Genomic DNA, 26,951 nt, shown 5'->3' on the forward strand with positions numbered 1-26,951 from the left:
ATGCCCTTCAGCTGCTCAAGGCGAACCGCTTTCTCTCGGCATGGGAAGGTAGACTCCTCATGGAGCACAACTTCAGCGCGGTCCCGCTCGATGTCCTTGATCTGATCGTTGAGCAACGCGAGCCGTTCGAAACAGCGCTCAATTTGTCGACGAAGGTTTGGTGGCAAAGGCCGCCCATCGCCGGTGCGCATGTCGTCGAGCTGTTTTGACCAGTCACCGCCCTTGATGGCTTTGACAGATCGTATGCCCTGTAATGCAAGTAGCCCCCTGATCCGAGAGATAATTCGGGTGCGCTCGTGCACGAGATCGCCGCGCTCTCGCATTACTCTGCGCGCGTCCTCCTCCTCGGGGGAGGGCACGTCCACGACACGGCACACGCTTTTGTCGCCAGCGAGATAGGCTTTGAGGATTCCGATCATTGCTTCGGCGTCGATCCGGTCGGTTTTTGCGCGCCTGCCTCGCCGCGACACGAGGAAGCTGGCGGGATCCAGCACATATGTATCGATATCGTTCGACCGCAGTAGCCTTGCGAGCCAGAAGCCATCATATCCAATCTCGAAGCACAGGCGAATGGCGGCAGGTTCACCGATACGATCAGCGGCCTTGCACTCAAGATTGCGAAGGTGACTGATCAGTGCCGCGCTGTTCCCGGCAGGAATTGTCCGTAGCGAAGGCTTCGCGGCTCCTGGCGAGAGCGAAGCAACAAGCCAGTTGCGCTTGCTGAGCTCAACGCTGACAATGACAGAAGTCTTGGGGCAGTAATCTGACGACGAGTTCTCCATTTAGCGTTCTCCGTGGGGTTTGACGGAACAACGGCATAGCCGATCCGGCCTGCATAGGATCTATTATGTCCAGGGTTCCTTCTCGTTCACCTGCACCGCGGCGGAGAGCGCGCTTATCGAGGAAGCGTGGCAACATGCCGCTGATCTCGGTGACAAGGCGGCGCCAGGCGAACCCACCGCCGAGTTTCTCGCGTCCTTTCCGCCGACTGACCTCGGCAATCCGTTCAACGGCCTGCTCGAGATATTCGACGATCCGAACTTTCCCATATTCGGCGCGGACATCGAGATCAGCGGCGCGGAGACATGTCTGGTATCGATCTTTGGCGATACGGATTTCCAGCCGGACGCGATTGCGCGCCTGGTTCAACGCTGCTGCCCGCTGACTCTATCTGAAGCCCCAATTGGGTTTGAATGGAGCTATAGCTGTTCGCGCTCGCGCGCCGACGGCATCGGTGGTGGATGGTGCGCCATCTTCGTCGATGGAATTGAATATGGCGCCACGAGCGAAGGGCTATCGAGGGCGCTCCGCCCCGCCACTCATCGCGATCCCTGGATCGAAGATCCGGTCCATCCCCTGTCCGACTGGAAAGACGAAGTGGCCAATGACGATACCCGTCTGGGCTATTTCGACTGGGTCACCGCCCGACATGCTGCCGAGCCGGCTGACATGCGTCCTGCCAACTCCTGATCGCCGGATCCCGATCAAACCCCGTCCGCAGGCCTCTAACATCGCCTTCAGCGAACAATCGCTGTCTCGCCCCACCATTCCGCAACCCGCAAGGATATTATCGATGACCGACGCCCCCGCGCCGGGCGTGCCCGCGCGCCTGTACAGCCAGACCAGCCATGACGAACGTGGTAACTTCCATTATGAAGGCGATCTCTATCGCGTCGGCGAAGCACTGGCTTCACTCGCCTCGCGGATCGAAAGCCATCTTGCACAAGATTTCGCCGAAGCGACGTTTACCATCCGCACGGAAAAGTTCTCCGGGGGGCGCAAGATCATCGCGGAGGTCCTCGATACACCGGCCGATCTCACTGGCCGCGATGCGCAGAACGCCTTCATCGTCGAGGTCCGTGATCAGATGGAAAGGTTCGGGTTCACGCGCACCAATCCGTTGCAGGATTTCTGGTCGTGCAGCTTCTATTGCGAGGTCCGCATCGGCCAGGCCTATTGGGCGGCGCTCGCCAGACACCGAGGCATACGCAACCCTGTCGACATGGTTCTGTCTCTGGGGGCGTTCAAGAAGCGCGTCAAAGCGGGCGACCGACTGAAACTGGTCGATGCCCCGGCCGGCCATCGCCTGATCGGCACGATCCGTGAGATCACCAAGGTGCGATCCGGCGACCTGATCCTCGACGGCCGTTCCTACCTGTCCTTTCCGCGTGCATCCGCCTTTGCTTGCGACGGGCGCCTGGTCAGGATCGCTATCGGTTCGGAATATAGCCCCGATGACCACCTGCTATACGAATGGCAAGCTGTCTGACCGGCTTGGAGCGACCGCCTGGAATCGCGGCCTGCGCATCGTCCTCGTCGGGCGCATACCGTTACAAGTCCGCGCAAAGAAGCGTGCGGCAAACCGCCAACCGACGGTGTAAACCGAGCGTCAGGGTCGCTCGCGCGGCAGGGCTGCGAGTTCCCGGGCATGACCCACGCCGGACCAGGCGCCATGAGACCCGACGACATAAAGATGCTGCTTGGCTCGCGAAGCGGCGACATTGAGGATATTCGGTGTGCCAGCCGCCCAGTTGCGCGCGCCATTTTGTGAGGCCTTCGGCGCGCCCAGAACCAGAATGACCGCCTCCGCCTCCCGTCCCTGAACCGTATGAATGGTCCCGATCCGGTCGTTGGACCATTCCCGGATGTTGACCCCGGCCGCGGCGAACATCGCCCTCTCTTTCTCCAAACGGCGACGCATCTCCTGGGCCACAATGCGGAAAGGGGTGATGACGAACAGGTCCGGGCAGGTGATGCCGGCGTCGATGATACGCCGAATGAGCGAGATGACCTGCTCGCCTTCGTCGGGAGACCATTTGGAGTCCGCCTCGCCGTCGATGTCGACCCATCGGGAAGGACCCAGCGCCCGGCCGATCGCACTCTGGCGAGGGCCCGGCGCATGGACCATCTGGCCGTCATAGGCGATCCTGTTGGAGATGCCGAACATCGGTTCCTGGCAACGGCGGTGAACGAGCAGCGGAATACCAACCCGGCGGGAGCCCTGGTCCGAACGGAATGCAGCCTGATAGGGGGATGCCCGATCCGCGAGCGTCTGGGCGGACGCTTCCGGGGCCGCCCAGATTGGCTTGTCGACCCGGAAGTGTCGGCAAATCTCGGCATTCAGGCGCTCGGGCAAGGCCACGACGGGCGGTATCTGCAACGGATCTCCGACCATGATCGCGCGGCGTGCGCGCAGGATCGCGCCGACGGCCGCCTGGGGCAGCGCCTGTCCCGCTTCGTCTATCAACAGCCAGCCTATGCTGCCGACCGGCAGGTCGCCCAGCATGCGCTCGACCGAGGCGAAAGTCGTGGAAATGACCGGTACGACCAGGAACAGGGTCGACCATAGGTCCCTAAGCAGCGCCTTTTTCGCCGGATCCTGGGGCGCTCCCCTGGAAAAGAAGTCCATCAGGACGCTGAGATTGTGCAGCATCTTTTGCGCCGAGGCGTCGATGAAGGCCTTGTGCACGTCCAGTGCGGCGATGAAGAGGTCTTCGCGGAGACGGTGGACGGCGTCGTTGATCCAGGGCGCCTCAAGGTTCGACGCCTCATGGCCTCGTGCGAAGAAGGCGTCGTCGATGATGCGGTCGCCCAATTCAGGACGATGGCGGTCGATCTCGCTTGCCAATTGCGTCGCCACCGCCCGCGGCGCGGCGAGCCTTGTTTCGCGTCCGGCGATATCCTGATCCAGAGCGGCAAGGGCGGCGTCAGCCTCAGCGAACGCACGTTCGACGGCGCGTAGGGCTGTCCGGGCTTGCGCCTGGGCCGCGACCAGAGGTGCCTGGGTGGAGGTCCAGGCCGCCCATCGGGCCGTGCGGAACAAGCGTGAGAAGAAGACGGGCCGTTCGGTGCGATGTGCCGCAATCGCGGCGCTCCGCTCGCCATGGACGCGCGCGGCGTTCTCAACGTCGATCTGCCGATTGGCGCGGTCGGCCTCAAGGTCCGGACGACGCGAGCGCGTCTGCGCGAGTTCCGCTTCGTCCCTCGCGATCGCCTTTCGGGTTTCCGCCAGCCGAACGCAGAGAATCCGGACGGCTTCCAGCGCCGCCAATCGCCCGTCTACCGTCTGTTTGAGTGTGAGCAGGCGGTCGCGCGCCTTGTACCAGTTTCTCAAGGCGAATGCGGGCGAGGGCGGCTGCTCGGCGAGCACAACCGGCGGGGTGCGGCGCTCGATGATCTTGCCGGTCTCGGGATCCTTGATCTCCTGAACGACCGGGTCCCCCTTGGCGGCCTTGAGATAGGTGCGAAACCCCCAGTCCTCATGCCACCAGAAGCTCTGCTGAAAGGCAGCGCGGTTGCGCGCGTTGCCCAGCACGGCCGCGATCAGGCCCCAGGTGTCAGCGGGCTCCATCGGAACGGCGGGACCATCGTCGTCCTCGGTCGACGCACGGGGGCTGTAGACGAGGTCGCTGATGGACTTGAAATAGCTTATGTCGTCGGTCGAACGGCCAACGGCCTTGGCTGCCGGAAGCTCACGACTGACATTCTCCACCGCCTTGTTGTTGCTGGAGGCGACCAGCATTTCATGTCCCTTGAGCGACGGGTCCAGCACATAGAGATGAAAGAAGGCTTTGGGACCGAACGCCTGTCGCTCTCCTGAAGGCGTAAAGGCCTTTGCAGGGTCGTCGAACGACGCCATCGCCATCGCGCGATCGAGTACGGTTGCGGCAACGATGTCGCGAAGCAGGGTGGTCTTCCCGGTTCCAGGAGGACCATTAACGGCGATCACGCCTCCGCCGTCGGCCAGTGCCGAACGGGCGAGATTGACAGCGGCCTGCTGCAGCAGGACCAGGGGATGCCCACCAGGGCTCGGCCAGCGCGCCGCGGGCGTCCTGGCCGGTGCCACGGCCGCTTCGAGCGCGTCGGTGTCCGAGAACAGGTCGATCGTCCTGCTGGGCGCATCCATACCCAGATACTGACGAAGGCCGCCGGGTAGCTCTCCCTTCGCGCACAGATCGACCGCCTTCGAAAGGTCGCCCATGAAAAAGGAATTGAGTAGCGAGACTTCGGGCGGATTTCTCGCTTTGAAATAGTGGAACACCCGCAAGGCAAAGCTCGGCGGCTCTACGAGAACAGCGGGAAGGCCGAACTGGGCAACGAGCCAGCGGTGCGCCTGGTCGATCGTCGCGAGATCCAAAGGGACCGGGTTTCCGGCATCGTCTGTTCGGCGCAGGATATTCTCGAGCGCCCCGATGATCCGCGGCTCGATGCGAGGCCATGCACCGAGCGCGCCCAGCTTCAGCTTGAGCGCCAAGGGAAGCGCCCAGGCGAAGCTTGAGACCGAGATGCTGTTGTCCTCAAGGAGGACGCCGTTCTTGTCAACCAGGACCGCGCCGATCGCGGCCTTCTCCCGCTGCCGCGTGCTCCGCTCTTCATCTGCGCCGAAGGCCTTGACCAGATCTTCGGTCGCACGATCCATCGGGATCGCGCCGAGGATCACCTGATAATAGAGCTGCCGCTTGGGGCGCGACCGTTCACCCTTGCCCCAAGGAACCTGCCCTCGCGAGAGATCGGCGACACAGCTGCGATCGCCGGAAGCAAGGTCTTCAGGCCTTCTATAGGTCTGGGGCGACAGTGCTTCCAAAGCGGTCCAGGCTGCGAGCATGCCGGCTGCCATATTGTCATGGTCCGGCGTTGCGACAGAAGGCAAATCGCCAAACGCCAGAATGGGCGGCAAAGATGCAATAGAGGATGGCGCTGCTTTGCCAGCGAACGGGTCAGGGGCCGTGCTCGGCTGGCGCGAAGATCGCGCCTCGGAGCGCTCGGGTGCTTTGCCAGGTGGCGCTTTGCTCGCCGGCTCCGTCGCAAGGGCGTTTGCAATGCCGGCGCGCAAGCGCGCTGCCCGATCCGTCGTACGAAAACTCAGCTCATGGTCAAGAAGACGAAGGATCTCCGGGTCCGACTGAGAGGTCCGGAAAATAGTCTCGAGTTGCGCGATCGAATTTTGAAAATGGGGGCGAGCCTTTTCTGCACTCAAACTTCAGTCCCCTTGATGATCCATTGCAGAAATCCGCCCTATGTCGTTCGACCCGGCGGGCGACCGCAAGTCAATATGGTACCGAAGGGATCAGGAGGATCCGATTTGAGTCTTCGCCGCCTGGGTTATCGACAGCCATCGGCACAGGACGCAGGTTGGAAACCGGGCTCTGGATCGCCGCACGGCTAAGTGCCGAAACCCATTTCTGGGATGAAGCCGATCAGATCGCACGCCTGAACACTGAGGACGTCTATGCCGTTTTGCAGGGCGAAGCGGGGTAAATGTTGTCGGTCATCCACCAGTCAGTACAGGATGACGCCCGTTCCGGGCACGAGTTGATCCATAAAATCAAAATCGCGTCGGTTACCGGTCAGCAAATCACAGCCCATCGCAGCGGCCTGAAGAAACAGCACAGCATCGTTCAGCAGCGCGATCGAATGGGCCTGGCCTGACAGGCGCGTTACCAATCCTGCCAACATGCCCGCCTCGGCGAACACCCGCGAGGAAGGTACGGTCAGACGATGTTCGGGAATATCATCGATTGTCCGTCCCAGCGTCTTGAGAACCGAAGCCGTGCGCTTGTCCGCCGGATCGAGCGCGCCCATCAGATGGGTCATTTCGCCCAGCGCTACACAGGAGTGATTAACGATCCGGTTTTCCAGCAACCGATCCGCTTGCGCAGGCGTCTTGCCCTGAAGCACATCGATATAGACGCAGGTGTCGAGCAGAAGCTCTCGGCCTACGACAGTTGCTTTATGAACAAGCGGCAGTTCCTCTTCGCGCCGCCGGGCCAGCTTTGCTGCCGATCGCTGCGGCTTGATCCGGCGCAGCGACGCTTTGCGATCAAATCCTAAGCGCGATATCTGCCGGGACCGAGCCCTTCCGGCTCACCAGCCTGGCCCCGAAATCATCTTCCAGCGCCACTTTGGCGAGCGCATATTCGACGAGATCGGTGGTAGAGGCGATGCCGCTGCGCATCTTGGCACGATCGATGAGTTCGCGCGGGACCCGGGCGCCGACCGCGCTGTTCGTGCCCGAAAGCAAGCCTGCCGCCTTCGCGGCAGCCACGACTGCTTCATGTCGCTGGGACAGATGATCTTCGTGTCTCGTCGCCATCGGGAAACTCCTTTGCGTTAAACAGATACGCCAATTTGTAAAATATGCAAGATGTGATCGGGACAGGCGCCGGCTAAGCTCACACTTGCGGAGCGCGCCAGAGAGCTTGGTAGGAGGCGCATCGCTGCATCAATTCACCATGCGTTCCGCTGCAAACCAGTCGCCCGCTGCGCATGAAGAGAACCTGATCGGCGGCCTTCGCTGTGGCGAGGCGATGGGTGATCATGATCAACGTCGTCGCGCTCCTGGCCCGGCTCCGCAATCTCGTAATCACACTCGCCTCACTGGACGGATCGAGCGCGGACGTGCTTTCATCGAGGATAAGGACCGGCACTTCCACCCCCGTCAGCCGGGCAAGCTCCAGCTTCTGTATCTGGCCTCCCGACAGACGCTCGCCTTGTTCCCCAAGTTCCATCTCGAAGTCGATCGGTCTCCCCGGCTCGTAGAAACGCCAAACGTGAAGCAGTTCCCCGACCTCTCTGATCGACTGGTTCGCCGGGGGATAGAGGATGTTCTCCCGCAATGATCGGTTGAACAGGCCGATGAACTGCGGTGCATAGAGAATATAACGGTGGCGCTCCCCCCACGGGATCATCGCGATATCGACCCCTGCAATCTCGACTTTCCCCGAGCCAGGCGTGAGCACGCCGGCCAGCATCTGTGCAAGGGTAGATTTGCCTGAGCCGTTCGGGCCAACGATCGCGACGAAGCGGCCCGCCGGGATAAAAAGCGAAATGCCGATAATACCCGGCATGTTGTCGCCGTAGCAGAAGCTGACGTCTTCGACCGTCAGATCCGCAGCACCTGTGGGACCGGGCTGCGGGGTGCTCGGCACGACACTGGCGTTCGTGAATGCCAGGACGTCGCGGATGTTGGCGATTGCGACACCAGCCTGCGCGAGGATATAACCCAGCGCGCTCAGCGGAACCGTCAGCCTAAAAGCATAGGTCTGCAACAGGACGAAGTCGCCTGCGGTCATGCGTCCCTTGCCCACATCAAGGCCGGCAAGCATCAACAGCGCCACAAGTCCGACGCCGACACTGCAGAACTGCAGCGCCGCCATGAGGGTCAGCGAACGGTACATGCCAGCGGTGGCCTGTCGTTTCGCCCTCAATATATCGCCGGCATAACGCAGTTCACGATTCAGAGCGCCGTTGAGCACCACGCGGCGGGCATTGCGGACGATGTCACCGATCGTGCGGGACACATGCGATGCCGCCGCATTGGTCGCGTCCGCGTGCGCGCGGTGGCGTCTGGCCCCGATCCAGGTCGCCCCGACGAATCCCAGAAGCGTAAGCGTCAGTACCAGCACATAACGAGGCTGGATCAGGCTGGCGATCACCGCAAGACTGGCGATAGCCTGCAGCAAGACCGGCCCGAGCCGCCAGATCAATCCTTCCACGACCAGCGTCAGGCTATAGGGCAGCCGCTCCAGCATGCCGGGTAGCCGCCCGCTCTGACTGTCCCGCGCCGCCGTGATCTCCGGCAAGGCGGCGGCAAGCGCCCGAGTCGTGAAGTGCCGGGTCAGCGCCTCGACCATTTCCGCGGTGCAGGCGAGCCTGGCCGTTTCGACGATGGAAGCACCGGCCCAGCATCCCACGAACAGCAGGATGGTGAGGAGCAACTGCAGGGGCGATCCCGTCGGTCCGTCCAGCGCGTCGATCAACAGCTTCAGCGCATAGGGGCCTACGACGCCCATCACGATCACGACGGCTTCCAGGCCGGACGCCTGTACCATGCTTCGCCTTGCACCCAGGCCCGCAGACAGCATCAGCCGTGTCAGCCGGGTCAATATTCCGAACGTCGTCACTAGTTAGGCCTCCTGGCGATCGATGGATGAGCCAGAAGGAGGATTGGAACGCGGCCGCTATCTTAGCGCCAAATCAGGTCATTGCGAAGGCAGGATCCCAAGATGTCGGAAAGGGAAGGGAGGGGCAGGAATGTGACGGGAAACGTGGATCGGCCCGTTGCCCCTCTAGCTCCAGGAGATGGTTCCCATGGCGAGCCTTGCCCGCTTGAATGACACGCCCCCCGTGTCCGCACCCTATCGCATCGATGTGTCGCGCGGTGGCCGCAGCGGCCGCGTATCCTCGGAATGGTTCTCACGGCCCGATGACGAGAAATTTCTCTCGCTTTCCAGTCTTTATGACAGCGTTCGCGCCCGCGCCGATCACTCGACCACGCGCATCGTCGAAAGTCGCGCGATCCGGGTCGAAGCCAGGAGCGACAATCCCGAACGGCTGATGCTGATCGCGCCGGGGGATGGACGGCCTGTCGCACCGACCAACTGGTCCTTCGGCCAGATATCCAGCCTCGTCGGTGCGCCGGCCTCCTATCTACGTCAGCTTCCCGCCGCTCTGGCCGGGATCAACCTGCAACACGGCCTCATCACCCATCGCGGCGAACAGGTGAAACTGCTTCAGACCGACGATGGCCGCACCGAACTGCGCGCCGCCACGGGCAGCGAGTATGGCCGTATTTTCGACCATGAACTCGTGCAGGCGATCATGGCTTTCGCCGGCGACGGTGTCGGTGACACACGCTGGAAGGTGCCCGGAACGATCCAGTGGGGCAGTATGACCTATAACCCCTTCGTCGACATCACCAGGGATACGACGACGCTCTACGCCTCGGACAGGGATGTGTTCGTATTTCTGGTCGACGACACGCACCCGATCGAGGCTGGTAAGCTGCCCAACGGCGATCCCGATCTCTATTTTCGCGGATTTTACGCGTGGAACTCCGAGGTCGGCTCCAAAACGCTCGGCATCGCGACCTTCTACCTACGAGGCGTTTGCGCCAATAGGTGCCTGTGGGGCGTCGAGAATTTCGAGGAGGTGAACATCCGTCACTCGAAATTCGCGGCCGCCCGTTTCTCTCACCAGGCTGCGCCCGCGCTCGAGCATTTCGCGAACTCCTCGCCGCAGCATTTTATCACCGGGATCAAGGCCGCGCGGGAACGCATCGTCGCGCGCAAGGATGAGGACCGCGATACTTTCCTGCGCCGCCGCGGCTTCACCAAGGCCGAGACGACGAAGATCATCCAGACGGTAATGGCGGAGGAGGGGCATCCCCCGGAAAGCCTGTACGATTTCGTGCAAGGCATCACCGCTGTGGCACGTTCAAAACCCCATCAGGACAGCCGCCTCGAACTCGAGGGCAAGGCCAGGAAGCTGCTCGAACAGGCGCTCTGACGCCTGGCTTCGGATTTGCCGAATTTTACCTCCAACGCCCGCTCCGGTCTCCGACCGGGACGGCTATCGCTCATGAAAGGATAAGGCGATGCGCGCCCAATCCGATGTTTGCCTGAATGATTTTGCCGTGGACGTCGCCTTCTTCAGCGACGGCGAGCACTTTGCCAGCCAGACCTACGCGGTCACCGTTCGGTCCGACTCATGACCCGCAATCGCACCCAGCGTCTGGGAACAGGGCTCTCTGCCCTCATCGCCGCATCGCCCCCACCCATCACGACTTTGCCACTCGCTAACATCTCCGTTGGATATAATCCCCGCCGTTATTTCGATAGCAGGAAGCATGACGAGCTCGTCGCGTCGCTGCGCCTGCGCGGAATGCTCCAGCCGATACTGGTTCGTCCGACCAAGGATGCGAGCGACAGCTATCTCATCGTCGCAGGCGGGCGTCGCTACCGGGCGGCCTTGGAAGCCTTCGGGCCTGAGGGCGAAATTCCCGTCGTCATCCGAGAGATGACCGATCAGGAAGCCCTTGAGGCAGCGATCGACGAAAACGACGTGCGCGACGACGCATCGGAAACCGAGCAGGCCGATGCCGCCGTGCGCGTGCTCGCGGCCTGCCAGGACGATCGGGCCGAAGCCGCGCGCCGGCTCGGCTGGTCGAAAGCCAAGCTCGACCGCCGTCTTGCTCTGGGTAACCTCTCCGATACCGTCAAGCGCGCGCTCGACGAACGCCGGATCAAGGTCGGCCATGCCGAACTGCTCGCCGCCGTGCCCGCTGACAAGCAGGACAAGGCGCTCGATACGATCCTGAGCTCCGGCCTGGACGTGAGCAAGACACGCGACCTGCTGATGCGCGTCACGCAGGTTCTCGCCAGCGCCAGTTTCGACAAGAGCGAATGCATGACCTGCCCGTTCAATTCGGCAACGCAGCGGGCGCTCTTCGAGACCCATATCGACGATGGCCACTGCACCAACGCGGCATGCTTCGAACTCAAGACCCAGTCGGCGGAAATGCTCCGCTTCGAGGAACAGGAACGCGCCGACAAGGCCGCGCGGGCGGCGGCGCGCCGTGTGAAAGATGATGATGCAGACGATGACGCTGACGATGAAGAGCAGGACGACGTCATCAATGAAGCTAGGGGCGACGGCAAGGAGATGTCAGGCGATGGGACCGGCTCTCCAGTAAGAAGCCGGATGGTCGCATCTGCCCCGTCCGTCGCGGCTGGCAAAGCGAATAGCGCGCCGACGGCGTCCAAATCGACTGTCACCGCCAAATCGATCGCAGACCGTACCGTCGAACTGCGCGAAGCGATGTGGCGCACTGCGGTTGCAAGGGCGCTTGCGGGCAATAGCGCGCATGCCCAGAGTGCGATCCTGGTTGCCGCGATGTCGGGCACGTTGCCGCAGATCAAGGCGGAAACCCTCAAGGCGCGCTCGGGCCTGCTGGTCGACGCCGCATTCCCCGGCCTCGATTATCGCGCCAAAATCACGGTGATCGGCGAACTCGAGAAAGCGCAGGCAGCCACCATATTGTCGGCGATCGGCGCGGCCTATGCCAAGGACGTGGTAAATTTCGAACATGTTGCCGACCTCGCGCGCGCCTTCGACGTGGATCTGCGCGCCATCTGGCAGGTCGATAAGGCTTTTCTTGAGCGATACACCAAGGATGAACTGAGGTTCATCGCTCGCGAATGCGGCCTGATCGCGCATATGGGCGAAAAGGCGTTCGCCAAACGGCTGGGGGGCAAAAAGTCCGACCTCATCGCCGGTATGCTCGGCGCCATCGGCTTCAAATGGGCGGGACGCCTGCCGAGCTGCATGACGCTCGATGGACGATATGGACCACCTCCGGGCGACGCCGCTCCTGCGGTGCCCTCAAAGCTCGCCGCCTGATCTGCTTTTGCATTTTCACGAGAAGGACAGATATCATGCTGATTACCAGCCTGCTTCCGCTGCTAAGCCACTATTCGCTCGGCTTCGATCTCGTCGCAGGCCCCGACGACACCGTCACTCTAACCATTATGCCCCGCAAGGTGGCAGGGGTGGCCCAAAATCTCGAAGCCGGCGAGGCCCGCCCGATCTCGATCACGGCGAGCGCCGCAGAAATCGATGCGGAACTCGGACGAGGCGCAGATGGCGCATTGGGGCAGCTTATGGCCTCGCGCAAAACACTCGCCGACCAGATCGCCGAGCAACGCCAGGCGGCCGAGCTTGCGCGGACCGCCGCTGCGCAAGCCGCGAAGCCGAACACCGCGGCGGCCAAACAGGCCGTGCCTGCCACGCCCGTGAAAGCATCAGCAGCGAATAATCCGCCAGCCGACGCCACGGCCGAGGAACCCGCCAGCCTCTGGTGAGACAGCCGCCCGATTTTTCCAACACCATTGCCAACGAGGCTTGCCATGCAGATCAATCATCTCACCCGGGCCTATCGATATGACGGCATCGACCTGCCGGTGCCGCCCCATCTCGCCGACGACCGCAACGCCCTGCGTACCTATCATGCCACGCTCTACCCGGCGATCCTCAACGCTGAGATGGTCGATACCGGCATTATTGGGGGCGCCCATATCACCGAATATCGCCGTGCCGTCGGCACCAAGGGCTGACCATGGCGCGGCGTGCCGGAACCCCTATACCGCCCACACAGCACAGGACATTGTGCCAATGGATCGAGGCTGACGATGGCGACACGCCCAGCTTTACCCGGCCTGCCTGCAGCGCCGCGAGCCGGACCCTCCACGCCAAGATCGCGCTCCCCCCGGATAGCGGTCCGGGCGAAGTCCGAGAGCCCCTCCAACCCCCATCCGCTCTGCGTCTGCCGCCGCTCGGCTGACCTCGCCGGCACGTCGGTCGTGCTCTCTACTGACGTTCCCGTTCTCTTCGACCAGCCGCTGGGTCCCCATCACGAACTGGTCGGCCGGTGGGCTCTGTCGCTCGAAAAAACGATGCGGACGCTCACCCGTCCGGCCGCGCGTCGGCATATCGAGCGAGTCTTCGACGCTACCGTGCTCGACGTCCTCAATTCCGTTGATCTGGTCGATCTGCGCGTCGTCGTCCTTCAAGGCGGCGAGCAGGGCGGTCCACCCGCGATTGCCATTATCTGTGAGAGCCTGGGGCAGATCGATCTCGGCTGGATCGAAACCGGAGATGCGCCTGTTGCCTGGCGCGCCGCTGCTTATCGGGCGCTGGAACGGAACCTTGGCCGAGTATTGCCCATCTACGGCTACCCATTCCTCTTCGACGAGATCGCGATGTACTATTGGGATGGCGAAACCGAAGACGACGCTGCCCGCCAGAGCCTGATCGCTTATCACGGCGCAGATGCCGACGATCTCGAAAATATGGTGCTGCCCTCGGAGATGAACGCTCGGCGGCCTGCGTGGATGATCGCAGCCAATGCGGCGCCATCGAAGCGACTGCCGGGCGCGCTACGCCGCAGGCTGAACGCACTCGGACGGACATCCAAGGCGCTCGGGGGTCTTGAGAGCGCACGCAATGCCTGGAACTGCGATTTCGAGATCATCCAGGATTACATCCCGGGCTATGAGGAATGTTCCTCTCTGCCGCCGTTGACGCTCGTGCCCTTCGAGCAATTCGCCCGTGAACTCGACGACATTGCCCGTAACGGCATGGAGATGGGCTTCATGGACATCGCAGGGATCTTTCCGCTGCCGCACGCCGATCGCATCGACGACTGGTTCACCTCCCTGCGGCTCGGCGCGCAGTTTCTCGTTGCCGCCCAGGACCTGATCCGGCTCGATCCAACTACATTGTGAGGCTCCTTATGCCCGACCACAGCACGCATTTTGAAGCGACGAGCGGCGGCATGATCCTGACAAACGCCATCCTGCTCTACCGGAGCCAGGGATCCCGAATCCCTCAAGCCTATGGCGCGTCGACACAGGACGCTTGCGCCTTCGCCAGCATCCATGCGGTCGACCAGACCCACGAAGACCATCCGACAATCGCGGCCGGTGTGCCACTTACCCGCGCGCATTTGCGGCAATGGACCGAAGCGCTTGGACGGAGCGTGGCGCCCGAGCTTCTTCCCGACAACATACTGGTCGCGCACGCCGATATGCTCGCTTGGTGGGTTCCCCCGCAGGTGCGCCCGGCCTGGTTCGCACTATCATCTCCGCCTGACGGGCTCCGTGTCCTGCACGAAAGGAACATCGTACCTGTGCCCTATCCCGCGCATCTGTTCGTCGCCACCCGATCGGGCCTCGGCGTCTACGCCCTGCCGACGAATGCACGCCCGACGGCCGAGACGCGGTTGTTGCACTCACCTATTCTTAATGTGTTCGTCGGCGGACAGCTATGCTGGGGCAATATCCCCAGGCCCGGATCGCTTAGCATCGCCTCCATCCCGGACTTTGAGCGCGCTGTATTCGAAAGCTGGTCGACGCATCCTAATCCCGGGCAGGAACGCACTGTTACCGGCAAGGGAGGACTCATCCGGCTCTGGGACGACCTCGCCGCGCGCGGCGCGAAGTGCTTCCCGGTCGGCCGTCTCAAGCCTCTCAGTTTCGCCGGGCGCCGGCAGCCAGGACCAAACGTACGGCGCACTGCGCCAGACCCTGTAACCGTCGGAGCCTTGATCGCCCGCTGGAACCGGCGATGACTTCGCTCACCGATGACCCGACAGCCGCTGCGCTGCTTGCCGCGATGCCCTGCTATCCCGTCCCGTCGCAAGGCCGATCGCCGGCTATCGAAGCGCTTCGGACAGCGCGTGCCGGTCATGGACTTTTGGTCGGCCACGACGGCGTCATGCTGATCCTGCGCCGACCGTGGCTCGCGCTCGATGCCTGGGTCACACCGCCAATCTCGGCCTACCTCCCTTATGGCAGCGCCGGCACACCGAGGGCCGACCTGCGGTGCGGACTGATTCCCGGTGAACTGCTCAAGCGCATATTGGAACATCTACGTGGGGCGTTACCCAATGAGTCCGCGGCGTTTATCCTCTGGAACGCGGTCACGCGGGAATTCTCAGTCGAGTTCCCGATAATCGACGAGGCGACGCCCTCGCGTCTCGTCTATCACCCGCCGATCCTGCGATCCGACTGGCACCTGATCTGTGATATTCATAGTCACGCGGCAGGACCGGCCTTCTTCAGCGCCACCGACGACGTCGATGATGCACATTCAACCAAAATCTCGCTTGTCTTCGGTCGGCTTGATCACGCCGGTAGTCCCCTCGCTGCCTCGCGTCTTTGCGCAGGGGGGATGTTCCTGCCGCTGCCGCGCAGCCCCTTCTCTGGAGATGGTCATGCAAGCTGATATCCGCGCGCGTCACTATCTACACGCTGACTTCGAGAATCGGGCTATTCGTGTCCTGCTGGTGGGCTGCGGCGGGAACGGCGCCCAGATGCTCATGGGACTCGCCTCGCTCGACACCGCGCTCCGCGCGATCTCGACCCGGTCTCTCGACGTCACCGTCGTCGACGACGATATCGTGACCGAGGCGAATCTCGGTCGCCAGCCCTTCTATCGCTGTGACATTGGCAACTCGAAGGCCCACACACTGACCGAACGCATCAACCTCGCGCATGGGCTTTCCTGGAAGGCAGTGCACGGTCGCGCACCTGACGCGATCGGGATCGAAGGCGCCGATATCCTCATCACCTGTGTCGATACCGCTTCGGCGCGGCGTACGCTGGGGGCGGCGCTGGAGAATGGCCATAGCAGCCCCGCTTACTGGATGGACCTCGGCAATCGTGCGAGCGACGGGCAGTATCTGATCGGTTGCCCAGGTAACTCGACTGACAAACGTACTGACCGCCTTCCGACCGTGCTCGAAACCTTTCCGGAACTGGCGGACGAGGCTGTTGCCGAAGACGATGCCCCATCCTGTTCGGTCGCCGAGGCCCTCGAACGCCAATCGCTTTTCGTCAATCGTGTCCTGGCAAGCCACGCGCTTGCCCTGCTGTTCGATCTTCTAGGGCGCGGGTCGATCGGACATGCGGGCGCCTTCATCAATCTTGCCATCGGCCAAACCGTCGCCATCCCGCTGATGCATGGCGTCGCAGGTTGCCGTCGGCACTAAATGATGCTCGCTCGCGTCCATAAATCGCGCCGCATCATAGGTCATTGTGGCCGGTGACGGCTTTTGGTATATACATGGCATATGCAAGGAGGCGCGCCCGATGGCTCAACCCATTTCCACCAGTGTCGTTCGCGAGGCGAAGCTGTTTCGCAACAACCGCAGCCAGGCCGTACGCATCCCGGCGGAGTTCGAGTTTTCCGGGAGCCGCGTTCTCATCCACAAAGAGGGCGACAAGCTCATCATCGAACCTGAACCCAGAGCCAATCTGGTCGATATCCTCAAGGCACTTGCGCCGCTCGCCCCTGACGATGATTTTCCCGAGGATCTCGACGCGACGCTGCTGCCGCTCAAGGATGTCGATTTGTGAGCACACGCTACATGCTCGACACGAACATCGTGTCGGACCTCGTTCGCAACCCGCAGGGGCGCGTATTCGAGAAGATCGTCAAAGTTGGCAGCGACCGTCTGTGCATCAGCGTGATCACTGCGGCAGAATTGCGCTACGGCTGCGCTAAGAAAGGCTCGGCAAAGCTGCTCGCGCAGGTCGAGGCGATCCTTGCCGGTATTGAAATTCTGCCGTTCGATGTTCCCGGCGATGCCGAATATGGCGGCATCCGTGCCGAACTGGAGGCGGCGGGCTGCCCCATCGGCCCAAACGACCTGCTCATCGCCGCGCATGCTTATGCTGTCAGCGCTATACTGGTTACCGCCAATGTCGATGAATTCCGGCGTATCCGGGGCCTTAAGATCGAGAACTGGCTCGAGCCGCAAGCGTAACCGGCGCGGGTTAACTCTACCACCATCCGGTCAACTACGACCGAGCTGATTTACGGTCGAGCGCGATCATGCCGTGAAGGGCCGGATCACGCTCTGCCGACAAGCTTCGCCTCGCGAGCGGACACGAAGGAGAAGGGGAAAGATAGGGGGTGATCCCAGGGAGATCGCCCTTATGCTCACTCCGTACCACCACCGTCGGCATAGTCGGTCTTGCAGCCCGCAGCTATCGACCGGAGAATGCACCGCGCCGTTTCCGCCGGGCCTTGTGTTGTGACGGCCGACGTTGGTGCCTTTGACCCCGCAGACGCGGCTTGCTGGATCGCACATGGCCGCCGTGCAGATCATGCCCAGATACTGGCGTCGGTATGGACGGATTATCCGGACCTGCCGTCCCATGCGCCGCTTGACGAACGCATGGCGCGGAGCCGGGCGCGGGTTGCGGCGCTGCGTCCGTTCAACGACACGATCCGCAAGGAAGCCGAGCGCGACAGACAGCGGGCAAACTTTGCCTGTATCGAGAACCGTGTCGCCAAAGGCAGCGAACAGCCATGTGACCAGGCAATTCTGAACGGGCGCGATCTACACGGCTATGATTGGAACGCCGCCGTCCGTTACGCAAACGGTTGGTATGCAGCACATGCAGGCTGGCCGCCTCGGGATTTTTCCACTCGACAAGGTGAGATATCGCCCGCCTATGCTCAGGGTTTCCGTGACGGCGGTGGCTGTTTCGATGATCTGTTCGATGCGGCGAGGCGCGCCTACGCTGCCGCCGCGCGTAAGGCAGAACAATTGGCGTTTCCTCTACATCCCGCGCTTTCAAGACCCCTTCCCAGCAGTTGGCCGCTCCCGACGGACGGACCGCGCCCCAGCCGTTGGTCGAAGCGCATTTTGATCATCGGCGCGACCATCGCATCCGATGCCTCCAGGGGCTTGATGGAAATGCTGCAGGCGCAGGATGGGCATCAGGCGGGAAAGATCATCATCGCCGCTGCTGCGCGTGGCTTCCATCTATGGCAAGCGGGTCTTTCCGCCGAGATTGCGAAACCCTCCGATCAGTTGCGCGCTCTGCTTGCCGGGGTCGAGCCTGACGATTTGCTGGTGATGGCAGAAGGCGATGATCTTGCCTGGATCGATGGCCATGCCAGCCTGCTGCCACTCTGCCGAACGATGGAGCGCACGCGCAATTCGCCGATCCAGCAGCGTGTGCAGTTCCGCGCCTGGCTCGATCGTGGATTGGGCGACGGTGAGATGATGGCCAGCGGGCATATCCGCTGGACCAAAATCGCTCAGGGCCTCTCGGGGCGCCTTGGCGAGTTCGTGACGCGCTCTGCAGGACCAGCCGAGCCTCGCGGGCACCGAATCGTTGTGGAACTGCGTAACGGAACCCCCGCATTGGGCTTCATGACACCGCAGGGCGAACCGCTGGTTCCCGAGACGGTCATCACCAACAAGGCTCATTTGCGAAAGGCCATGACCATCATGCTGCGTCGGTTCGCAGCCGCCATCCCGCAGCATCACGCGATAGCCGCCTGACATCTCCTGACCCTTGCATCCGATCACAATGGAAACTCAGATGAACGACATCACCTCTTTGCCTGTCATGACCGCCGGCGACGCGCAGGCGATCGGTTTCGCGGCCTTCAACGCCGTTCCGACCTTGCCCATAGACATCCCTGACGGCGGGTTCACCCTTTCGGCTAGAACCAGCGAAGGAAGGCGCATAACCTTCTATTTCGGGCCCTATGTCACGGGCGGGCCGGCTCGCTTCGTCGATATCCAATATCATGATGCAGCCGCCACCGTGCCCGATGCGCGCGGCGCGCCGACACCCGTCTTCGATATCTTCACGATCGGCCATGGCGACACACGCGCCTACGACAGTCGCTCCGAAGAGCTGACGAGCAAACCGTCGATCGCAGTCATCCTTCTATCCGGACCGACGGACGATGACCACTGATCCGGCCGGGAATGAACGGCACGCGCCCAGATCGACCCGGGCCGAAGTCCGCAATCCTGTCCTGGCCCTTCCAGCTGCCCGTGTTCTCGCTGCTATTGATCCCGATATACGGACAGTCCTTGCATGGCTGCTTCGTGATCTTCGGCAGGACGCACGGTCGAAGTCCCGGCAAAGCTGGGATCGGCGCAAGGCATTCACGGCTGCCTACTGGGCATCGGTTGCTACCTATGCGGGCCACATCCTGCGCGCCCTTGGTAGAGCAGGCAGTGATCGCGGCAGGATGCCGCTGGTAGTGCGCCAGCCGGGATTTCCCGATATTGCGGCACGCGATTGGGCCGACGCCTCGCACTGCTATTGCGGTCGGCGCGATCACAGCGGTCTGGGCGCCAGCGAATTCCCCGAGGGCGAGCTCGCCATCGGCGACAGGGTCGTAGCCCGAATCAGCTATAACGGCAGGATCTGGCGCGCAGGACCGTGGCACCCTGGCGACAAGCCTCTTTACGACAATTGGAGCGCGACATCCGCCCCATGATCCCGGCTATCCGGCCTTCCGGTCTCTAGCCATCCGGCACCGCGTTGGGCCCGCGCCCGTCAGAGGGTGGGACCTCGCAGGGACATGGTCGCAAAAGGAGAGGGGGAATTGGTGAGGAAGCCGGGCGGCAGAATGCCGCCATTCCCTCACCACAGGAGATTCTCCGATGGACATCATCGCTTCACGGACGCGTATAACCGGATCGGCTCCCCGTTATTGTTATCGCGCACTGGTCCCGCTGGATGAGGTCAATCCCGCGCGCCGGCATCGTGTCGCCATCCTGCAGGTCCAGACCCCGACCACTCGTCTGCCCTGTACCCGGATCGCCGACACGATGGCGCCCGATCGCTGGTTCGAGCGGAACCTTGCCGTCCCCTGCGGTCTTGCCGCCCGGCTCAACCTCGTCGGCAGGCGCGTCGAAGGCATAATCCTGCGCTCGGTATTTCCCGAGATGATGACCCACCTGGCACCGCTCGCCCTTCTTCTCGATCATGATCCGGGAAGTGCCGTTCATCGGTTCGCGACCATCGATCTCAACGCGGCCTTCGATGCCATCGCTCCCCGCATCGACGTGCTGATGCCTCCCGACCTCGGTCTCCACCTAGGTGCCGATCGCCGTGCGGCCTAACACAGGGACCCTATCCATGAACCATTACACGCTATCCCATCTCGAAGCGGCTGCTTGTTTGTGGGAAGCGGTCCTTGAGTTGCGCGACCGCCCCGATGCCGAACCTCACGCGATCGAACGAGCGCTGGCAATCCGCAAAACCTTCGACGTTCTTGGCACGTCTGGACTGCGCCTGATGGTCGTAGGTTGGACAGATGCGGTCGATGCCGCCTGGTACAAGGCTCAGGAGAGCTCTCCCTTCTCCTTCGACTGGGATTTCGTGCCGCAGTGGATCGTCGACACGATCGACTGGTCGGATCCGCGCCATCCTGACATCCGAACCGATAGCGCCCACCGGGACGTCCCCGGGGGTGAGCGCGCCGCCGTCCGGAAGGGGGCATCCGTAAAGGCCCCTGTGCCCGTCGGTCGGCCCGAACATCTCGCGCTGTTGGCACGAGCACGCGCCGCGTTGGAGACGCCGGCCGGTCTCACCGCCGACGGCTCCAATGCGCTGATCTGGGACATTGCCCACGCCGAGAGACGGCTGTCGGCCGCGCCCTTGCCCTGGCCGACCGATGTCCATGTCGCGGTCATCGAACACCGGCACGGCACGAACCTGCATGTCGCTCTCGATGCGAAGGCGCTTGACGCACAAGTCGCTGCCTATTGCCGCGAATGGTGGAGGGAGATCGGCGACAACAGGGATCCGCATAGTCTTTCAGACAGGGATATCATCGAGACCTATTTCGACGATCATGGGCATGAGAGCTGTTCAACCGATCGCGTGACGTTGGAACCGCCGATAATTCCCCTTCGCATCCCGCAACTCCCCGAAACCGGAACCTATTGCGTCCTGTCGACCGCCCATCTGACCTTTCAGACCGCCGACCGCCTCGACAAATGGGCGTCCTGGCCACCAAGCGAGCGTCCGATCGATATTGCCGCCTCGGTCTATGGCTGGTTCGTGCCGACACGCGAACTGGCTGAGGAATGCCGCGCGCAATTGCCGGAGGACCTGCTGCGGCTGATCGCGTTCGGCCGCGATCGGGGTTTCCGTTTCGTCCTGCTCGATTGCGACGCAGGCAGCCTTGATGTCCTACCGGTCCACGACTGGTAGAACTGGCCGGGTATCATCCCTCAGGCTGGAATCTGGCTCCAAAAGCCCATTTTGCGCCCATGGCTCTTGCGCAGAAAATCAACCCAGTCAGTATGGCACATGGTATCTGACCCGCCATCAACGCCGTCCACAAGCTTGCCCGCAGCCACGAAATCCCGCACGGCATAGGCGTAATATTTTGAAGCGCCGCGATCGAGCACGCCAGTGACCAGTCTGCGGTAAAGAAGGGTGGCAGCAACCGGATCGCTCGACGACAGGGCCTCGGCGCAGGGCCGCAGGACCTCATAGGCCCGCGGGTCCAGCCGATCGATCCGAGCCCGGATCAGTTGGCCGGCGCGCTTTAGATCCGGCCATTCGACCAGAAATGCGAGCGCGCTAACGCTCGGATCGAACGCCATTGCCTGATCGAGCGCCTGCTGCTCTGCGTCGAGATCCTCGAAATCGGGCAGGTACTTAAGCCAGTCGCGCAGCGCTGTCTCATCCAGCCAGCGATCGAAAATCGCCTTGCGCTGCGCCTGCGCGTCTTCCCTGCGGCCCAAGGCGATGAAAGCGCGTAGCCTGAGGTCGGAAAGCTCACGCTCGTTATGCCCGCGTTCGGTCGGCGCATCGATCCAGCCGAGCGCTTCCTCGGCGCGTCCATGCGCGATCAGTCGCTCAGCGACCTTCGCATTGAGCAGCGCGTTACGCCGCTCAGGATCGACCGTGGCGATATAGGCATCGACATCGTCATCGAGGTCGGCGAGTTTGGGCAGGAGCCAACCGGCCTTATAGTCGAAGCTGCGCCGTTCCGTTCCCGTCAGCGTCTCCTGACGGTCCAATAGCAGCTGTCGCAATGCCGCCCGGCCCTCCTTGCCCAGCGCAGGCGAGGCGGCCTCAGGCAACTCATCGAACACGCCATAGCCGTCGCTCTCGATCAGCGTGAGTATATCATCAGCGAGGATTGCTGGTTCCGGCGCTCCGGCGCGGCACCAGATTTTTCCCAGATCTTCGCCGCCCTGCCGAAACACGACGCCCAAAGTACCGCTGCTGTCATCGGCGCGTTCGAACACTGGCTCGGCAAGGCTGAGGAACAGGCGCATGAGATCGATCGCCCGAGCCGCCGATGCTTCGGCCAGCGGTCCTGTTATGCTGGCGCGCAGCTGGTCGAGCTCCTGGGCGAGCGGCCGCACCTTGTCCCATTCGATGAAACTGCGCGACCTACGGATGGTCTTCAAGCGCTTCTCGATCTCATGCGCCAGCGCGCCGCTGTCATCCTTTGCCGCCAGTTCCATCCGCGCGGCACGCGCAAAGATCGGATCGGCCTCGGCCTGGTTCAGCACCAGCCGCGCCAGCCGGGCCGCGCCCAGGCTCTCCAGATTTTCGAGCGTCAGCCTGGTCGAACTGCGCGAGGCCTTCCCGCTTGCTGCCATCAACCTGCGTCTTTCCCCGCCGCGCGCTCGGCGGCGATCAGAGGCATCAGCATGGCGTGCAGCGAGTCTTCCGCACGCGCTCGGCGTGAAGCGTCTGTGGAAGCGAGATCGCGGCGTATCCAGTCAGGCAAGCGACGAAGCAGTTGGTTCAGTTTCGAATCCGGAGAATCAGGCATGCCCGTCTATTTGCCGCAACGGCATGCGTCTGAAAACCGGAACGTAAATCTGTCCGCCATGCAATCCGACCGGAGGGAAGGGGGTGAATGGAAGCGAGGGTCAATTCGGACAGCCCCGGAAGGAGATCGCCATGATGGTTCCCGCCACACTCCACATGAATAGCCGTCTTGGGCGGCCGGTGAAGGAGTACGCCCGATGAACGTCGCCTCCAGCAATTTTACGCGCGACGCCCGCGTCCCGCTCGGCCATTGCTCGACCGGCCAGCTCGAACTCGATCTCGGCAAGCTCATGTCCGGGCGCTGTCTCATCCAGGGATCATCCGGCGCTGGCAAGAGCCAGACGCTGCGCCGGATCGTCGAGGAAGCCTTCGATTATCTCACCACGATCATCATCGACCCGGAAGGCGAGTTCGCCAACCTTGCAGCCCATATCGGCGCGACCACCGTCATAGCCCGCGACTATGCCAATGATGGCCTGACCGGGTTGGCGCTGCGGACCCGCCAGCATCGGATTGCGCTGCACCTTGATCTGACCGACCTGGAGCCGGATCATCGCATCGAGAAGTCCGCCGCCTTTTTCGCCGGGCTGCTTTCGGCGCCGCGCGAGCATTGGGGCAACACGGTGCTGGTCTGCATCGACGAGGCGCATCTGCTCGCGCCGCACATGGCCGCCTCTGCGCGCGATGCCGAGACCCGCCGCCTCGGCGTCGCCACGCTCACCGACATGTGCGCCCGAGGTCGCAAGCGCGGCATCGGCACGATCGTCGCCACCCAGCGCCTTGCCAAGCTCGCCAGTTCCGTGGTCTCCGAACTGCACAATCACCTGATCGGCCTCAACGTCTTCGACCGTGATGTCGCGCGCGCCGCCGATCTGCTCGGCTTCGGGAGCGACCAGGCTGCGCTTCTGCGCCAGCTTCCACCCGGCGAGTTTTTCGCCTTCGGTCCTGCGCTGGCGGCAACGCCTGTGCTGGCGAAGATAGATCCCACCATCACCCCGCATATCGGGCGAACGCCCGATCTGGTCGCCGCCGCCGATCTCGACCCCGACGAAAGCCGCAGCCTGCTAGACCTCGACGCCCTGCGCGAAGTTACACCGGCACGAGCGAAATCGATGGTCATGCGCGGCCAACGTGCGCTCGACGCCTTCCTCATCGACCCCGCCGCTCCGGCTGCCGCACGCATTATCGGCGCCCTGGGGCATATCGCACCCAATGCCACGACCGCGGACGATCTTGCCCGTCATCTGGCGCTGCCGGCCAACGACATCGACGCCGGGCTCGACCTGCTTGCTGCCATCGGCGCGTCCGACACCATGCCCCGCGGGAACACGCGGATTGCGCGTCTGTCGGCGCGGCTGCGGCTGCGCGTCGTCGACACGCCCGTCGTTGGCCTTGTGTGAATGGAGATCGCCATGCCCCAGCCGTCTTTCGATCTCGACGCGGATATTGTTGAACTCGTTCCCTTCATTCCTCGCCCGACGGCGCTCGACGCAGCGCCGCTTGCCGAAGTGGCGTTTCGCGCCGACGCGTGGCTTCCCGATGAAACAGCGCGCTTGCGCGACGCCTTCGCCCAAGATCGCACGATCGACGAGATCGCGGCCATGCTCGGCAGGCCCCGAGCAGGCGTCGCCACGCGTATCCATGATCTTGGTCTGCGCCGGAACTCGAGGCGTTCATGGAGCGGCTGGGACGACCAGGAACTGACGCGATGCTACGCGCAAGAGCCGACTGCGATGCTGGCGACACGGCTCGGGCGGGGCGTGAATGCGCTTTATGCGCGCGCACGCTTGCTCGACCTGTCCGAGCCCGGATCCCCGCCTTACGGTGGCTGGGAGGACGCACAACTGCGCGCCGGGTACGAGAACGGCGTTCCCGTCGCCCAGATTGCCAGCCTGATCGGCCGTCCCTTTGCCGGCGTCATTTCGCGCGCTTCGGCATTGGGACTACGTCATGCCTGCCAGCCGGGCGACTGGAGCGACGCGGAAATGACGCGCGCGCTCGAACTGGCGGCCACCGGTGCACGCTATGTTGCCATCGTGCAGGTTCTGACGGCTGAAGGTTTCCCGTCCCGGAACAGCCGCAGCCTCGGGCAGCGCCTTCGCAAACTGGGTTACGGTAGGGGCTGGGGCCGTCCCTGGATCACCGAGGAAGACGAGTTCCTCCGCCACGCCTATGCGACCGGCAAGAGCCTGACGCCGCTGCGCGAGCGTCTTGGGCGCACTTCGCACTCGATCAGATGGCGTGCGGAAGCGCTGGGTTTGCGTGGCACCCATGTCCATCGGGATGGGTTCCGGCAGGGCCCTGTCTGGACGGCCGAGGAAGAAGCCCGGCTGCGAGCGGACTACGGCAAGGTGCCGACACGTGCAATTGCCGAAAATCTGGGTCGCGGTGCGCGCGCCGTCCTCTACCATGCCAATCGGATGGGCCTCACGCACGGCTTCATGCGCGCGTTCATCCCTGCGGAGGACAGGGCGATCCGTAATGCCTGGACCCATGGCGTGTCGATGGTCGATGTCGCCCAGGCGCTTGGCCGCGATCCCGCCGTTATCGGCAAGCACGCCGCGCGTATCGGCTGCCGGTTCAACGATCCGGCGAGGCCCGCCCGAGGCCCCAGAACCCGCCGGGCAAAGCGAACGCCTGTGACGCTTCAGAGCCTGCTTGCGCTCGAGCCCGCTGCAGCGGTCGATGCCGATCTTCCGTTCGCCGCCTGACCCTGTCTCGCATGGAGGCCATGATGCCGCTGCCCGATCTGCCCGCCCGGTTGTCGCCGTTTCGCGGCCGTTTATGTTCCTTCGATCATGCCCTCAGAACGGCACAGCAACTGCGACGTGCGACCGGCGTGCCGCATTATGTCGTGCATGGCATTGCGCCCCTGCAGGCATTCAAGGTTACGATGCGACCGCCGGCCTGGCCGGACCGCTGGCTGGCCATGGTCGCATGAGCGCGGGTAAGTGCGCGCCCGTCGTCGCGGCATGGGGCGCGGGCACCAACTCCACCGCGATGATCATCGAGCTTGTCCGTCGCGGCGAAATCCCGGACATGACGTTGCTGGCTGCGATGCCCGAGCAGCCTCATACGCGACGGCTCATCCCCGTCTTCCGTCAGTGGATGGACGATCATGGTGTTCCCAACGAGATCGTCGAGTATCAGGCCCGCTTCTTCAAACATTGGCCGCCCTATACGTCGCTGCTCGACGCCTGTTTGACGAATGGCACATTGCCGTCGATCAGCTTCGGCCAGCATAGCTGCAGTGCCCGTCATAAAATCTCGCCCCAGGATAAATGGGTTAAGGCCTGGCCTCCGGCACAGCATGCCTGGGCGAACGGGCATAAGGTCACCCGCCTGATCGGCTACGACTGCTCAACGCGTGACAATCAGCGCTACGCCCATCGCGAAGGGAATATCTCGGACCTCTATGAGTACAGATATCCTCTTCGGGAGTGGGGTTTCACTCGCGAGGATTGCGAGCGCATTATCGCGGATGCTGGCCTGCCAAGTTTCTATAAAAGCTCATGTTTCTTCTGCGCGGCCATGCAGATTTCAGAGGTCCGCGCGCTGACGCGCGAGGAGTTGCGCCTCATCGTTCTGCTTGAAGCGCGCGCCGCACCGCGGCTTCGAACCGTCGAAGGGCTGTGGCGCAAATCGACGAAAAAGCGTCCCGGATCGATGACCGCGTTCATCCGCAACGAGAGGCTGCTCGATGTCGCCGAGATCGATTCGATCATTGCCAGCGCGCCCCTCGATCTTCTCGAGTTCCAGCGGGCCGCAGCAGCCGTCCCGATCGAGCAGCGATCACATATCCAGACATGGATCGAACGCTTCAACGCGGGGCTGGCATACGCTTCAAATATTGCCAACGACCTGGACGAGGTCAGAGAGGCTAACTGATGTATCGGCCCCGACCGCTGGTGAGCGGGAAACGGCGCATTTCAATGATATTCACCATGCCTTGTCCCTGGCATGATCGGTGTGAAGGCTGTCATTTGCGTTGAATCATTCTATCCCTTAGCCTTGCAGTATCCGGACGCGCCGACTGCAATATCTTGA

At 62.8% G+C, this 26,951-nt stretch carries 30 protein-coding genes; 23 read left to right on the plus strand and 7 right to left on the minus strand.

Features of this window, described 5'->3' with window-relative positions:
* The coding region (locus AX724_RS16835; protein ID WP_062347791.1) for an IS110 family transposase at positions 1 to 782 on the minus strand (782 nt) is incomplete at its 3' end.
* A gap of 19 nt (positions 783 to 801) precedes the next feature.
* On the opposite strand from AX724_RS16835, the gene AX724_RS16840 reads away from it, so the two are divergent.
* Together AX724_RS16840 and AX724_RS16845 are read left to right on the plus strand one after the other, a co-directional pair.
* Entirely contained in the window at positions 802 to 1,470 is a 669-nt protein-coding gene (locus AX724_RS16840) for a hypothetical protein (protein ID WP_231736726.1), read from the plus strand.
* Positions 1,471 to 1,573: 103 nt separating this feature from the next.
* Positions 1,574 to 2,269 (plus strand): hypothetical protein, encoded by a 696-nt coding sequence (locus AX724_RS16845; RefSeq protein WP_066768507.1) that lies wholly within the window; start codon positions 1,574 to 1,576, stop codon positions 2,267 to 2,269.
* A 120-nt stretch (positions 2,270 to 2,389) separates the two neighbouring features.
* On the opposite strand, the gene AX724_RS16850 is transcribed toward AX724_RS16845, so the two are convergent.
* On the minus strand, positions 2,390 to 5,605 hold the full coding sequence (locus AX724_RS16850) for a DEAD/DEAH box helicase (RefSeq protein WP_231736727.1): 3,216 nt from the start codon (positions 5,603 to 5,605) through the stop codon (positions 2,390 to 2,392).
* A gap of 527 nt (positions 5,606 to 6,132) precedes the next feature.
* On the opposite strand from AX724_RS16850, the gene AX724_RS24755 reads away from it, so the two are divergent.
* The gene (locus AX724_RS24755) at positions 6,133 to 6,258 is read left to right on the plus strand and encodes a hypothetical protein (RefSeq protein WP_269454166.1); all 126 of its coding nucleotides are present in this window, start codon (positions 6,133 to 6,135) and stop codon (positions 6,256 to 6,258) included.
* A gap of 21 nt (positions 6,259 to 6,279) precedes the next feature.
* Here AX724_RS24755 and AX724_RS24575 read toward each other — a convergent pair whose 3' ends face one another.
* Positions 6,280 to 6,594: a hypothetical protein gene (locus tag AX724_RS24575; RefSeq protein ID WP_231736728.1), complete on the minus strand. Its 315-nt coding sequence runs from the start codon at positions 6,592 to 6,594 to the stop codon at positions 6,280 to 6,282.
* Here AX724_RS24575 and AX724_RS24580 point away from each other — a divergent pair.
* Positions 6,586 to 6,831 (plus strand): hypothetical protein, encoded by a 246-nt coding sequence (locus AX724_RS24580; RefSeq protein ID WP_231736729.1) that lies wholly within the window; start codon positions 6,586 to 6,588, stop codon positions 6,829 to 6,831. The genes AX724_RS24575 and AX724_RS24580 overlap by 9 nt on opposite strands.
* On the opposite strand, the gene AX724_RS16860 is transcribed toward AX724_RS24580, so the two are convergent.
* A complete protein-coding gene (locus AX724_RS16860; RefSeq protein ID WP_066768517.1) occupies positions 6,821 to 7,093 on the minus strand; it encodes a hypothetical protein in 273 nt (90 codons plus the stop codon). The two genes, AX724_RS24580 and AX724_RS16860, sit on opposite strands and share 11 nt — an antisense overlap.
* 79 nt (positions 7,094 to 7,172) lie before the next feature.
* A complete protein-coding gene (locus tag AX724_RS16865) occupies positions 7,173 to 8,903 on the minus strand; it encodes an ABC transporter ATP-binding protein (protein WP_066768519.1) in 1,731 nt (576 codons plus the stop codon).
* A gap of 187 nt (positions 8,904 to 9,090) precedes the next feature.
* Between AX724_RS16865 and AX724_RS16870 the strand changes: the two genes are divergently transcribed.
* The 15 genes from AX724_RS16870 (at position 9,091) to AX724_RS16940 (ending at position 21,320) form a co-directional block, all read left to right on the plus strand.
* On the plus strand, positions 9,091 to 10,287 hold the full coding sequence (locus tag AX724_RS16870) for a hypothetical protein (protein ID WP_066768521.1): 1,197 nt from the start codon (positions 9,091 to 9,093) through the stop codon (positions 10,285 to 10,287).
* A 201-nt stretch (positions 10,288 to 10,488) separates the two neighbouring features.
* Entirely contained in the window at positions 10,489 to 12,180 is a 1,692-nt protein-coding gene (locus tag AX724_RS16875; protein ID WP_082733575.1) for a PRTRC system ParB family protein, read from the plus strand.
* Between the two features lie 35 nt (positions 12,181 to 12,215).
* Entirely contained in the window at positions 12,216 to 12,641 is a 426-nt protein-coding gene (locus AX724_RS16880) for a PRTRC system protein E (protein WP_066768525.1), read from the plus strand.
* A gap of 45 nt (positions 12,642 to 12,686) precedes the next feature.
* Positions 12,687 to 12,893 (plus strand): PRTRC system protein C, encoded by a 207-nt coding sequence (locus AX724_RS16885; protein ID WP_066768529.1) that lies wholly within the window; start codon positions 12,687 to 12,689, stop codon positions 12,891 to 12,893.
* Positions 12,894 to 13,139: 246 nt separating this feature from the next.
* The gene (locus tag AX724_RS16890) at positions 13,140 to 14,063 is read left to right on the plus strand and encodes a hypothetical protein (RefSeq protein ID WP_231736730.1); all 924 of its coding nucleotides are present in this window, start codon (positions 13,140 to 13,142) and stop codon (positions 14,061 to 14,063) included.
* A gap of 8 nt (positions 14,064 to 14,071) precedes the next feature.
* A complete protein-coding gene (locus tag AX724_RS16895; RefSeq protein WP_066768541.1) occupies positions 14,072 to 14,908 on the plus strand; it encodes a PRTRC system protein B in 837 nt (278 codons plus the stop codon).
* Positions 14,905 to 15,564, plus strand: a complete 660-nt coding sequence (locus AX724_RS16900) for a PRTRC system protein A (protein WP_066768543.1) — start codon at positions 14,905 to 14,907, stop codon at positions 15,562 to 15,564. The genes AX724_RS16895 and AX724_RS16900 overlap by 4 nt, the downstream gene beginning before the upstream one ends.
* Positions 15,554 to 16,330 carry a PRTRC system ThiF family protein gene (locus AX724_RS16905; RefSeq protein WP_066768548.1) on the plus strand — a complete coding sequence of 259 codons (777 nt, stop codon included), beginning with the start codon at positions 15,554 to 15,556 and terminating at the stop codon, positions 16,328 to 16,330. Before AX724_RS16900 ends, AX724_RS16905 begins: the two co-directional genes overlap by 11 nt.
* A gap of 100 nt (positions 16,331 to 16,430) precedes the next feature.
* Positions 16,431 to 16,697 (plus strand): antitoxin, encoded by a 267-nt coding sequence (locus tag AX724_RS16910; RefSeq protein WP_066768550.1) that lies wholly within the window; start codon positions 16,431 to 16,433, stop codon positions 16,695 to 16,697.
* Entirely contained in the window at positions 16,694 to 17,107 is a 414-nt protein-coding gene (locus AX724_RS16915; RefSeq protein ID WP_066768553.1) for a type II toxin-antitoxin system VapC family toxin, read from the plus strand. Before AX724_RS16910 ends, AX724_RS16915 begins: the two co-directional genes overlap by 4 nt.
* 270 nt (positions 17,108 to 17,377) lie before the next feature.
* Complete coding sequence (locus AX724_RS16920) at positions 17,378 to 18,640, plus strand: hypothetical protein (RefSeq protein WP_231736731.1); 1,263 nt, start codon at positions 17,378 to 17,380, stop codon at positions 18,638 to 18,640.
* Between the two features lie 40 nt (positions 18,641 to 18,680).
* A complete protein-coding gene (locus AX724_RS16925; RefSeq protein WP_066768557.1) occupies positions 18,681 to 19,064 on the plus strand; it encodes a hypothetical protein in 384 nt (127 codons plus the stop codon).
* 280 nt (positions 19,065 to 19,344) lie between these two features.
* Positions 19,345 to 19,596: a hypothetical protein gene (locus tag AX724_RS24585; protein ID WP_066768559.1), complete on the plus strand. Its 252-nt coding sequence runs from the start codon at positions 19,345 to 19,347 to the stop codon at positions 19,594 to 19,596.
* A 166-nt stretch (positions 19,597 to 19,762) separates the two neighbouring features.
* Positions 19,763 to 20,224: a hypothetical protein gene (locus AX724_RS16935; protein WP_066768561.1), complete on the plus strand. Its 462-nt coding sequence runs from the start codon at positions 19,763 to 19,765 to the stop codon at positions 20,222 to 20,224.
* 16 nt (positions 20,225 to 20,240) lie between these two features.
* Positions 20,241 to 21,320 (plus strand): DUF5983 family protein, encoded by a 1,080-nt coding sequence (locus AX724_RS16940; protein ID WP_066768563.1) that lies wholly within the window; start codon positions 20,241 to 20,243, stop codon positions 21,318 to 21,320.
* Between the two features lie 20 nt (positions 21,321 to 21,340).
* Here the strand turns inward: AX724_RS16940 and AX724_RS16945 are convergent, their stop codons facing one another.
* Both AX724_RS16945 and AX724_RS24135 read right to left on the minus strand, forming a co-directional pair.
* Positions 21,341 to 22,729, minus strand: coding sequence for a DUF6880 family protein (locus tag AX724_RS16945; protein ID WP_066768565.1), 1,389 nt, complete (start codon positions 22,727 to 22,729; stop codon positions 21,341 to 21,343).
* Complete coding sequence (locus AX724_RS24135; protein ID WP_197421617.1) at positions 22,729 to 22,905, minus strand: hypothetical protein; 177 nt, start codon at positions 22,903 to 22,905, stop codon at positions 22,729 to 22,731. The genes AX724_RS16945 and AX724_RS24135 overlap by 1 nt, the downstream gene beginning before the upstream one ends.
* Before the next feature lie 196 nt (positions 22,906 to 23,101).
* On the opposite strand from AX724_RS24135, the gene AX724_RS16950 reads away from it, so the two are divergent.
* Genes AX724_RS16950 through AX724_RS16965 form a run of 4 tightly spaced genes read left to right on the plus strand, consistent with a single transcriptional unit; the run spans position 23,102 to position 26,792 of the window.
* Entirely contained in the window at positions 23,102 to 24,304 is a 1,203-nt protein-coding gene (locus AX724_RS16950; protein ID WP_066768567.1) for an ATP-binding protein, read from the plus strand.
* 12 nt (positions 24,305 to 24,316) lie between these two features.
* Positions 24,317 to 25,615, plus strand: coding sequence for a hypothetical protein (locus AX724_RS16955; RefSeq protein ID WP_066768570.1), 1,299 nt, complete (start codon positions 24,317 to 24,319; stop codon positions 25,613 to 25,615).
* A 23-nt stretch (positions 25,616 to 25,638) separates the two neighbouring features.
* A complete protein-coding gene (locus tag AX724_RS16960; protein WP_231736732.1) occupies positions 25,639 to 25,845 on the plus strand; it encodes a hypothetical protein in 207 nt (68 codons plus the stop codon).
* The gene (locus tag AX724_RS16965) at positions 25,842 to 26,792 is read left to right on the plus strand and encodes a hypothetical protein (RefSeq protein WP_066768575.1); all 951 of its coding nucleotides are present in this window, start codon (positions 25,842 to 25,844) and stop codon (positions 26,790 to 26,792) included. Before AX724_RS16960 ends, AX724_RS16965 begins: the two co-directional genes overlap by 4 nt.
* Positions 26,793 to 26,951 lie beyond the last annotated feature (159 nt).

The sequence above is a fragment of the Sphingobium sp. CCH11-B1 genome (genome assembly GCF_001556865.1).
Classification (GTDB): domain Bacteria; phylum Pseudomonadota; class Alphaproteobacteria; order Sphingomonadales; family Sphingomonadaceae; genus Sphingobium.